This is a genomic window from Congregibacter sp., assembly GCF_965662665.1.
In the GTDB taxonomy this organism is placed as follows: domain Bacteria; phylum Pseudomonadota; class Gammaproteobacteria; order Pseudomonadales; family Halieaceae; genus Congregibacter.
In genome coordinates, this window is record NZ_CBFIIF010000052.1 from 1 (window position 1) to 10,988 (window position 10,988).

At 57.8% G+C, this 10,988-nt stretch carries 7 protein-coding genes and 1 pseudogene; 2 read left to right on the forward strand and 6 right to left on the reverse strand.

Translation table 11 applies throughout. The features are described 5' to 3' along the window. Nucleotides 1-1,223, forward strand: a 1,223-nt coding sequence (locus ACTG39_RS13780; protein WP_439108141.1) for a sodium:solute symporter family protein, incomplete at its 5' end; no start/stop codon positions are given. Nucleotides 1,224-1,235: 12 nt separating this feature from the next. On the opposite strand, the gene ACTG39_RS13785 is transcribed toward ACTG39_RS13780, so the two are convergent. The 5 genes from ACTG39_RS13785 to ACTG39_RS13805 form a co-directional block, all read right to left on the reverse strand. Beyond that, nucleotides 1,236-2,444, reverse strand: a complete 1,209-nt coding sequence (locus tag ACTG39_RS13785) for an MFS transporter (protein ID WP_439108142.1) — start codon at nt 2,442-2,444, stop codon at nt 1,236-1,238. Then, nucleotides 2,431-4,020, reverse strand: coding sequence for a phytoene desaturase family protein (locus ACTG39_RS13790; protein WP_439108143.1), 1,590 nt, complete (start codon nt 4,018-4,020; stop codon nt 2,431-2,433). Before ACTG39_RS13790 ends, ACTG39_RS13785 begins: the two co-directional genes overlap by 14 nt. A gap of 123 nt (nt 4,021-4,143) precedes the next feature. Continuing rightward, nucleotides 4,144-5,208, reverse strand: a complete 1,065-nt coding sequence (locus ACTG39_RS13795; protein ID WP_439108144.1) for a dipeptidase — start codon at nt 5,206-5,208, stop codon at nt 4,144-4,146. Between the two features lie 9 nt (nt 5,209-5,217). Beyond that, nucleotides 5,218-5,412 carry a hypothetical protein gene (locus ACTG39_RS13800; protein WP_439108145.1) on the reverse strand — a complete coding sequence of 65 codons (195 nt, stop codon included), beginning with the start codon at nt 5,410-5,412 and terminating at the stop codon, nt 5,218-5,220. A 692-nt stretch (nt 5,413-6,104) separates the two neighbouring features. Beyond that, nucleotides 6,105-9,611, reverse strand: a complete 3,507-nt coding sequence (locus ACTG39_RS13805) for a choice-of-anchor D domain-containing protein (protein WP_439108146.1) — start codon at nt 9,609-9,611, stop codon at nt 6,105-6,107. Nucleotides 9,612-9,699: 88 nt separating this feature from the next. Here ACTG39_RS13805 and ACTG39_RS13810 point away from each other — a divergent pair. Then, nucleotides 9,700-10,361, forward strand: a pseudogene (locus ACTG39_RS13810) (IS6 family transposase); the annotation flags it as partial. A 56-nt stretch (nt 10,362-10,417) separates the two neighbouring features. Here the strand turns inward: ACTG39_RS13810 and ACTG39_RS13815 are convergent. Continuing rightward, a partial coding sequence (locus tag ACTG39_RS13815) for an LssY C-terminal domain-containing protein (RefSeq protein WP_439108147.1) occupies nt 10,418-10,988 on the reverse strand: 571 nt, incomplete at its 5' end.

The following is a 10,988-nucleotide window of genomic DNA, read 5'->3' on the forward strand; positions in this document are numbered from 1 at the left end:
CGGGATCCCGCGGCGTGATCATTACCGATACGCTGATGTTCCTGCTTTTCACAATAGCGACGATTGCCTTTGTAGGATATCTGCTCAATGGACTGGGCGGTTTTGAACACACCATCGAAGAGCTCACACGTCAGAACGTCAAACGCGACATCACGGCATGGCACGGCACCATCGGCGCAGGCACCGAGTGGCCCACCGCCTGGGACTTTCTTATCTGGCTGGTGATCATCGACCTGGCCTGGAGCATCGTCTATGCCGTCAGTCCCTGGCAGTCCAGCCGACATCTCATGGCCAAGAATGAGCACGTGGTACTGCGCGCCGCGATTTATGCCTGTTTTGCCGTGATTTTCATGCAGATCCTGATTTACGGTGCCGGAGGATTTATCAACCTGGCTAAGTACGACATCGATCCTTCCGAGACTGTCATGTTGTGGGCGGCTAAAAATCTGGTACCGCCGCTGCTGGGGGCCCTGTTGCTCTCGGGCATTGTCGCCGCCGCGGTTTCATCGGCCTCGACTTTTCTCTCCCTGGTGGGGTTCAGCGTCAGCAATGATCTATTCAGTCACCGGGGCCCGGTTAAGCTTGGCACTACCCGAACACTCACGGGCATCGTGAGTCTGACGGTATTGGGCCTCAGCCTTGTGCTTCCACCCAATGTGTTCTGGATCATGTTGTTTATCGGCACCGTGTTCGCATCCAGCTGGGGGCCCGTTGGATTTATGAGTATCTGGAGTAAACGGATTACGGCAGCCGGAGCCTACTGGGGCATGATTGTTGGCCTACTCGCTAACATCATCCCGGCCGGCCTCGACTACCTCGGTTTCCTAAATTTGCCCAGCTACTTCGAACCCGCCTTACTCGGTACCGTTGCCAGCCTCATCACTATCTGGCTCGTATCCCGCCGCTCCACGCCCTCGACCCAAGAGCAGCGCTATCTTGAAAAGCTCCATGACACACCCATCGAGGATCGGGACATGAGGCGCACCCGTATCACCCTTATCGCGCCGAGTCTGCTGGTTGCTTATGGCCTGACTATGCCCTTCCTGCTCCTGCACTATTACGTAGCGCCTTTTCAGCGCGGTAAAGGCAGCATTCTCGCAAACGGCGACTTGAACTGGAGAGAAGCCGAACCCTGGATCGCCTTCGGACCCGCCGCACTGTTCATACCTTTGGGCTTGATCGCTGGCCTGACTATCTGGCGGCGATACCGCCCGCGATCCTAGCAGCGTAATCGCTCAGGCTCCCGCTCCCTCTAAGCCATGAGCACCACCCCCTGCCTGCTGCTTAAGTCGCAGGTAGGCAAGCGCATAGACTGCAAACGCAGCGAGAGACGCTAAGGCGCACATCATAAAAATGCCGGAATAGCCTGCACCCCAGGCGAGCAGAGATGCAGCGAGGTTCGGACCGACAATCTGCCCCAGACCTTGGGCAGCAGGCATCAGCGACGCAAAACGGCCGTTACCGTCGACGTTGGCTACAGACCCCATCTGGTAGACATCGACAAAGATCCAGAGAAAGTTGAAGGCATACAGACTGATAAAGAAACGCGGCTCATCGATACCCGCGATCAGCATCCCTGCAGTGGCCGCATGCAACAAGAGCGTCGCCAACAAGGGTCGGGCCAGACCAAAACGATCCGACAACAACGTAGCGAACAAGCAGCCCAGCACCGAGAAAAACGAGACCCAGACGAGCACGCCGGACACCCAATCCCCATCCAGTCCCGCATCCGCGGAGGCCAGTTCGATGTAAGTCCAGTAGGCGCCAATATTCACATAGGTAAGCGCCATTGCCAGTAAACACAGCCAGGGAACAAGACGCGGCACGTTCTCGCCGCGCGTCGTGGGAACAGACTGCCCCTTTACGACCGCAGACAGCACCGGAGCCGGTCGCGCGGGAATCCAGAAAAGAAACAGCAAACCCGGGAGGTAGCTGAATGCGAACAAACTGTAGATTTGCTCCATCGTCAGTTTGGGCAAGAGATACATCTCACCGGCCTGCACAAAAGCGAAGGAGAACAGCAAGTAATTAAATGCGCGAGCCGCATGGGCACGCCCGCCGAGGGTAGCCACCGCGATACCGGTAATGACTCCACTGGCCATACCCGCAAGAAAGCGAAGTCCAAGGGTGGCGCTGTAGCTCTGCCAATAGAGACAGGCCAGATTAGTGAGGACCGCGGCGATAATCGCAAAGAAGAGTAACCAGCGGCGATCCACTGTCGCGACCAGGAGTGCAGCCAGCACGGCGCCGGCAGACAAACCACCAAGATCAGCGCCGGCCACACGGCCAACCTGAATATCGGAAAAACCCAGGAGCTCACTCCAGGCTGTGCTGATAACAGGTATGCCCGCCAGCACGCTGTAACCGACAATGGCCAGGTACAACGCCGCTGCCAGGGACTGCCCGCGGTCAAAGACAGAGTGAGAGGAGCTATCTGCGATCACGGAGAATCCGCTGCGCTGCGTTATGGCCAGGAGCGCCAGTCACACCACCACCGGGGTGGGCGCCGGATCCGCAAAGATACAGACCCTCAACAGGTGTCGCGTACTGGGCCGCTTGCGGATGCGGCCGCATGCTCCAGAGCTGATCAGGCTCCAAGCGTCCGTGGCAGATATCTCCTCGCGTCATACCCAGGGTGCGCTCCAGATCGAGGGGCGTCATGCACTGCGTACCAACCAAGATATCTCGAAGGTTGGGAATAAACGTCTCGACGTGACTGAGAATCCCCTCGACCACCGTGGGCTTCTCCGCATCCCAGCTCTTGCCGTCAGCGAGATCGTAGGGCATGTACTTACATAGCAGGCTCATAACGTGATGCCCGGGCTCATCGGTAAGGCCGTCGTCCAGACTGCTGGGCATGATCGCCTCGATGATGGGTGGATCCGCAGGACGCCCGGCTTTAGCACTATGATAAGCCTCGTTCAGGTGTTCCTGGCTCTCAATCAGTGTGATGCTGGCGCGGTGCTGAGGACCCACTTCTTTGCCGGGGATAGCCGCAAACTCCGGCACGCCCGATAGCGCCAGATTCATGCGCAAAGAAGCCGACTCCTGGCGGAAGGCTTTGATGTCCCGACTGAAGTCTTCAGGCAGATGCTCTTCTCCGAGCAGCTTCAAAAAAGTGCGATTGGGATCTGTATTCGCTGCCACCACCGTCGCGCGGAGCTCTTCTGAGGACTCCAGAGTGACCCCGGTAACCGCACCCCCCTCCATGTTGATACTCGCGACCGCCGCATCCGTGCGGATTTCCACGCCGCGCTCAACGGCCGCTTCTGCCATAGCTCGCGTGATAGCTCCCATGCCCCCGCGCACGATTCCCCAGGCACCCTTGCGACCCGCAATTTCACCCACAGCGTGATGCAGCATGGAGAGGCTTGCCCCGGGCTGCGTGAGGGGCGCAAAGTTCGCCGGCATAATGTGCGCAGCGATCATGGATTTAATCTTGGGACTATCGAACCAACGCTCAATGATGGTTTCGGGTGCACCGACAAAAAACTGCATGAGGCGCCAGCGGGACTCCTCGTCCAGGCGATAAACATCGGCACCCAGGCGAAGGCTGGAAAGAATATCGCTAATACCCGTCATCGCCAGCTTGGGTGGCTCGCGCAACCACTGCTTGGCAAGAATACCTCCCACCTGCTCTATGGATTCATCGAAAGCCAGATAGGCGTCGTAGTCTGTTTCTGAAAACTTGGCGAACTGAGCTCGATCCTTGGCATCATCACCACTCAGGAGCAGGTAGTCACCGCGACTATCGAGATACAGAGAATGCTCCAACAGAATCGGCTCATAACCGAAGCGTTCAAGCTCGAGATCTCGAACGATCTCCGGGCGCAAAAGGCTGACCACGTAGGAAAAGATGGAGTTTCGGTAGCCTGGGTGGAACTCCTCGGTAACTGCCGCACCACCGACAACGCCGCGCCGCTCAAGCACGCAGACCCGCATGCCGCCCCGAGCAAGGTAGTTCGCCGTTGTCAGGCCGTTGTGCCCTGCACCGATAACGATGGCGTCGTAGTGTCGCATGAGAGCCTCGCCCCTACCTTGAAGGAAATCGAAAAAGATCGTATCCCATCCACGACTAAGGTGAAATCACTGCCTATACGGAAGGAGGATAGTGAACAAGGCTGGTCAGTGATGTCGGCACGACTATCGCGTACCGAACTTCTCCATTAGCTCTTTTCGCAGACGCAGACGCTCAGCGTATTCAGCATCCCACTTCCCTGCCGGGGCACCTTCCCACAACTGCTGATAAACGCGCATTTTATTGCCGCCGTAAATCTTGGCGAGGTCTTCGTTGCTGTAACCGCGCTCCCAAAGCTCATCGGTCACGGCGGCGAGGATCCGCGATAAAGGCGCCGAATCATCGGCACCGTTATTGAACGCATCGATCATGTACCCGCCGTCGTTGTACATGGACGCATTTTTCTTCGCGAAATCCACCACCAGCGAAACATCAAACATGTCATCGGTGGCAATGGCGACGTGATCAACGCCCACCAGCTTGGCGTAGTAGTCGATCATATCCGCCGCCTGCTTAGGCGTTAGGTCGTCAGGCCAAATACCGTCAACCATCCACTCGGTGAAGGTTGGCGCCACATAGCCACCACTCTTGGCGGCGAGCAGTGCCTCTTCGTCAGAAATATTGCGGTAACAGCCGTTCGGCGACTTGTTGGGCTCGCTGGCATAGAGACCTGCCGGAATCGAGTGCGTAAAAACAAAGGGCACATCAGGGTGATTGAGCTGCATGTGCTCTATAGCATCCATCGCTGTCTGTTTGCCGGTGTGACTCAGGTCCAGAGCGATGCCATAGCGAACCATTTCATCTATTACGGCGCGACCCCAGGTGGTCAGGCCATCATCCATACCATTGAACGCCGCCAACGATCCCGAGCCGGTGCGGAAACGGTCGTTGTAAGCGAGAATCATACTAGCGACCCCCATTTCCTTAAGGGTCGCCATGCGAGACAAATCTTCTTCCAGAATCGTAGCGGTCTGAGAGTTCCAGATCACAGCGGTCTTGCCCTTGAGATGGGCGGTTTCTATGTCCGCTACATTGCGAACAAAGATGTAGTTCTCGGGCTCTCTTGCCATGGCGGACTTAAACGCTTTGTGCTGCGCCATGTACACATCCCAGTTCATAGATGCCGCGGCCAGCGTCATCTCGTGGCCGGTAGTGCCCGCTTCTCGCGCCTCGGTGAAGTAAGTCAGCAACTGCTGATCCTAAGTCCAACCAATCCCGTAGGGGCTCGCCAGCATGCCAATAACCACCGTGTCTTTGACAAACTGCGCGGCCTTGTCAGACGCCGGCCAGAACTTGGCATCCAGACTGGCATTAGCAGTGCTTAGTAACGCGGACGCTGCGATTGCAGCCAAGGAGTAACCTATGGCAGTAGAGAGTTTCAGGCTCTTCATCATCAACGGGGGACACCGGGTCTCATTAAACTGATTTTGCGGAATCATTTAATGGAGAATACCGATGTCCCACGCGGGTGCGACCGCCAACCCGCAGTCGATGGGTCAAACCCATAAAAAAGCTATAAAAATCAAAGAAAATGGTGGGCCCAGTAGGACTTGAACCTACGACCAATCGATTATGAGGATGGGGGAGGGCGTTTCGCGCGTGCTGTAAGGACAAGAAACTTAAGCACTTTTTCTCTCGTCCCGGCAGCGCAACTCCGAAACCGAACCTATCCCGAACCGATCCGAGCTGGTTCTGCGGGTGCCGTGGTTGTAAGCCGATGATTGCTAACGGATTCCTGTAAACCGAACACTGAACCAAGGCCGAACGGAACGCTGCCGCGGGGCGCTACTTCGAAAGTAGTCGTTTATCTGGACTTTGGTGCTGTGTTCTATCTCTTCAACCTGGGTAGGTATCTGGTACGGGCTCAACACTATCGTGATCTGCGGACGAGTGTGTTCGGAGAATGGGGCAGAGCAGTTGTCTACTATCGCTGCCCTGAATTTCTACCGATCCGATGACTTAACTTGTCGGTGCCCGAAGCAGCGCAACTGGTCTTCGACATCGAACTTCGAACAAAATCCGAGCCGTTCGGAAAAACTTGCTTCCGCGCCGGGTGCCGGGCTCTGGCTGTGTAATCCTAAGGCGCCTAGCCCGCGGGACGGAGGTTGCGTAAAAACGTCCAGCCCATTAATCCCATTAACAGCACCAGCAGTGCCATGGCTATGAACGGCAGGGTGGGCACCTGTACCGGAGGTGCTGCGGTGGCGCCGGAGCCGGTCACGTTGATCGTGGGATTGACCTTCACCTGGGCGCTGACGTCGCCCAGCGCTGTCGGGGCAAATGCGATCGCAAACGAACAGGTGCCTGCTGCGGCGAGCGTAACGCCTGTACAGGTATCGGATTCGACCGAGAACGCCGCGTCGCCGGAAAGTACGATAGGCGGCACTGCAACGTCCAGGTCGCCGGAGTTGGTAACAGTGACGGCCTGCTGTCTCTGTTCTCCGGGCGGTACTGCGCCGAAATCAACGTTGGTCACGCTCAGGGCGATCTCGCCGGGCTTGGCACCATAGCCGTCCACCAGCACCTGGTCCGGCGAGCTGCTGCTGTTGGAGATTACATCAATCGTGCCCACCTCATGGACCCGCGTGATCGCATTGAAAACAACGTCGAAGTTGCAGCTACCGCCAGGGCTCACCGTGGTTCCGGCACAGGTGTCGTTCTGGACCGTGAATGCCGGGCCACTTGAGGTAACCGCGGCAATGTCCAGCGCAATGCCGCTGTTGTCGGTGACTGTTACCGTCTGCGGGGGCGAGCTGTTGCCGATCTCGATGTTGCCGAACGACAGGCTCGAAGGCGTGATGTAATCCACCGGCTGACCACCCCGTCCCGACAGTGCAACGCTCAGGGTTTCGCCATTGTTGTAGGGGATATCGAGTGAGCCGGTATCGCCGCCGTCTTGCTGCGGGTCGAAGCTTACGGAGATCTGGCAGCTTGCCTGGCCGAGTAGGGTCTTCGAGGAGCAGCTATCCGCGACAATAGAATACTGTGCCGGTACTACGCTGCCGGCGGCCAGGACTGTGCCGATCTGCGCATCCTGGCCAGCCGCTCCGATATTGGTAATGGTCACATCGAGCGTTGCCAGCTGTGTCTGGGTTCCGAAGGCCAGAATCGTCGGGTTTGCGGTAAGGCTAGCCGGCTGCAGGCCGTTGCCGGTCAGTGCCACGCTGGCTGACGGGAAGCCGCTGGCGCCGGGGATGGTAAGGGTGCCGGTGGCCGGGCCGGTGGTGGTGGGGTCGAAGGTGACGCGGACGACGCAGATTGAGCCGGCTTGTGGCTCGGGTGGGACGGTCGCGCCGGAGCAGGTGTCGGATTGCACGGCGAAGTCGCCGCTGGCGCTGAGCTGCCCGAGCGGCAGGCTATTTATCGGGCTCGGGTTCGTGACAAGCACGACCTGCGGCGCGCTGGTGGTGCCGACCAGGACGTCGCCAAAGTCGAGGCTCGTCTTGTTTGGCAGCGGCGCCGGGGGCTCGACGCCGCTGCCGATGAGGTTGACGTTGTCAGGCGAAGTCGCGCCGTCGGAGTCCATCGTGAACTGGCCGGATCTCGCGTTGAGCGCGCCCGGCGTGAACTGGATGCTCACAGCGCAGGTGTTGCCCACGGCAATGGTCTGCGGATAGCTGTTGCCGCAGCTGTTGCTCACCAGCGTGAAGTCACTGCCGGTCACCGTAAGCGCGCTGACTGTCAGCGTTCCGGAGCCCCCGGTGTTGTCGATGGTAATCGTATCGGTCTTGCTGGCACCGACTTCGACCTGGCCGAAGTCGAGGTTGGTGTTGGGTGTCAGCTGGTCGCCGGCAACGCCGGTACCGGCCGCCGTCAGTGTGACCGGGAATGTCTGCGGCGTGCTGTTATCCGAGGTGGCGTAGGTCAGGTCGAGTTGGGCGTTATCCACGCCTATCTGGCCCACGGTGAAGCGCACCGTGACGGTGCAGCTGTTACGGGTGCTGCCGCCGGTGAGCAGGCCGCTGGTGCAGTCCTCACTCAATACGCTGTACTCGCCCAAGGTGTCGCCAGTAATGCCCGCGGCGCTGATGTTGACCTCGGTGGAGATTGAGCCGGTGCCGTTCGTTAAGGTGACGCTGCGATCGATGGTATTGCCGATAGGCGCCGAGCCGAAGTCCAGGGAACTGGCGCTGCTGGTCAACATGGGTGCGGTGAACGAACACGGCGGATTCACAAAGTAATCTTGAGCCTTGGCCGGGACTGGGTTCAGTCGCGACGGTACCAGCACGTCGCACTCGGTGACGGCGTTTCGTCCGACAAACACGCTAGAACTGATCCCGCTGATTCCAGCCAACCCGGTGATGTCGGAGAGCTGGCCGTTACTGTAGACAATCAGGGTTGCAAGCGTGCCTGTGATATTGCGCAGCCCGTCCACGTTTTGGAGGGCGGAGTTGGCTTGCACCTCTACGTTTGTTCCGACCGAAGTAAGACCTGACAGTCCGTCGATATTCTGCAGGTTCGAATTGGCCTTGATAGTTAGGATGTCTGTGATAGTGGTCAGGCTCTGCAGGCCGTCCAGGGTGGTGAGCGCTGCCATGTTCGTTAAGTTGAGGTCATCCAAACTGGTGACCGTCGAGAGGTCGCTCAGCGTGCCGACACCGTTAAGACTATTGAGGATCAGGCGTTCGAAACTGCCGCCCGTGAGCCCCGCCAGCGGGTTGGCACCGGAGATCCCCGCCATGTCGCTGAGTGCGACTGACCGGATGTCACGGATTGAGGCCAGCTCGGTTGGGTCTATGTCGGGGAGATTGTCGATATTGACAAATTCCAGAGCCGCGAACGCCGCTGGCGTAATGTCTGCCAGGTCTGTCAGCCCGATTGCACTCAGCTGAAGGGACGTTGCCTTGTTCATGGGCGGCAGTTGCTTGATGCCCGGAATGTCTTTGAGTAGGACGGTTCCAGTGGCGGTCGCCGCTATACGCTGCAAGGCGGCAAACTGGGCAGGCTGATCCGTATCGACCGTCACCGCGGTAAGCCCCAACTGGAACGACGGTACCGGAAGCCCGTTCAACTGGGTTGGATCGGCGAGCGGAAGACCAGACAGCGCGAGTTCTTTGAGCTCCGAAGAAGAGGCAATGTTCCAGGCCGGTAGCTGGGTGATATCTGACGATCGTATGTTGATCTGAGCACCGCAGCCTGGCGAGGGGGCGGGCTGGCAGGTTCTCGGGCCGAAGCTGGTGACGCCCCCAAGCGCAGTGATGTCCTGAAGCGGATCCGCCCCCCCTGAGATATCCGCGTCGATGAATAGCGAGCCCAGGTGGGTGACGTTATTGAGCCCGTTCAGGTTGCTGGGCGCGCCGGTCTTCGCGAACCTGAGCTTTAGCTCGCCATCGATGCGAGTCACTTTGTCGAGCCCGGGCGCCAGCGAATTGATGGGAGCTGTTGTTGGGTTGATCTGGAGATCACCAGCGACCGTTGTGCAGGGAAAGGCATCAACGTCTGCCTGCGATTTCAGAGTCAGAACCAGGACTGGATTGGTACAGTCTGCCTGCGCAAAAGGTGGCGGCTTTCCGTTTTGTGCAAAGGCATTGGATGCAAAGGACTGTAATGCCAGCGTCAGGATGATCGTGGACAGCAGGGTGATTCTTTTCATCGGGTCGGTGTGGCCTCAGAAAGCGTCCTCACCAAAATGTTAGCACGGTATCGCCAAGTGAGTTAGCCCCGCTTGCTACAATCGGCGCATGAATACTTATAAACGCCACCGATTCCTATCTGACATCATCAGCTACGCGGTTTGGGTGTACTACCGCTTCAAACTTAGCTATCGAGACATCGAAGATCTCCTGGCCGAACGCGGGATAACGGTCACCCGAGAATCAATCCGCCTCTGGTGCATCAAGTTCGGTGCCATTTATACCCGCCGATTGGAGCGTAAACACAGGGGTTATGGCGACACCTTCTACATCGATGAAGTCTTCGTAAAGATCAACGGCAAACAACACTACCTGTGGCGGGCAGTGGATCAGGGCGGTGAGGTGGTTGATGTATTTTTACAGGCAAAGCGGGACGGTGCTGCTGCAAGGCGCTTCTTCAAAAGGTTGCTACGCAGTCACGGCGGTGAGCCCCGGAACATCGTCACTGATAAGTTACGAAGCTATGGAGTTGCTCACCGAGAGCTGATTAGCACCCAGGAGTACGAGAACGATCGGGCTGAGCAATCACACGAGGCGACCCGGCGCGGGAGCGAGGAATGCGGCGATTCAAGTCGATGAAGCAGACGCAGCGATTTGTTACTGCCCACGCTGCTGTGTCCAGTCTTGTCAATCTGGGCAGACACCTTGTGCGAGCTCAGCATTATCGAGATCTCAGGACAAGTGCGTTTGAAGAATGGAGTAGAGTGGTTACAGCCAATGCTCGTCGCACGGGGGGATTTGTTTTTTCGCACTCCCACAAGCTCGCTCAATGCTCTTGATCCAGCGCTTGTGAGTTCCTGTCGGCTTCGGCGGACTGTCCCTCTGACACCGGCGCGCCAGCGCGTTCCCACAAAAAGCTCCGTACCTCGGAGTAGGGAGTCGGTACGTCAGATAGTTGAACAACGAGCCGTAGTCCGTCACTAAAGTAGCTGTCGCCTACCAAGTTGAAGGCCGGATTAGTCCTCGATGCTGCGTTTGACCCTTTGGCAAATCCCATGACTTCTACAAAGCCACCTGCGAGTAGTGTTTGCAAAAGGTATTCTCTTGCTAAATCGACCTCAGGGTCGATGATATGAGTCGTCAAAGATGCGGATTTTGGTGTGAGTTTGATTCCAATATCACGACTTACTTGCCCCACCCACACTTGTCGCCCAGCGTAGCGAAAAGGCGCGAGCCACAGTCGCATGTGGTTGCGTTGAGCGATGCTTGCACGACCTCGCTGCAGCGCGAGATCTTGTTTACGTCCCAGGAAAAAAAGGTCGCTCACCGGTGCGACGGGATAGGCCGTAGACGAAAGAGTCGCACCTATGAGACGACTGATGCTCTCTACACTAAGG

Bases quoted from the DNA above. Each gene is read 5' to 3' on its own strand.
- ACTG39_RS13790 (WP_439108143.1), bottom strand. From the start codon at position 4,020: ATGCGACACTACGACGCCATCGTTATCGGTGCAGGGCACAACGGCCTG.
- ACTG39_RS13800 (WP_439108145.1), bottom strand. From the start codon at position 5,412: ATGATGAAGAGCCTGAAACTCTCTACTGCCATAGGTTACTCCTTGGCT.
- ACTG39_RS13805 (WP_439108146.1), bottom strand. From the start codon at position 9,611: ATGAAAAGAATCACCCTGCTGTCCACGATCATCCTGACGCTGGCATTA.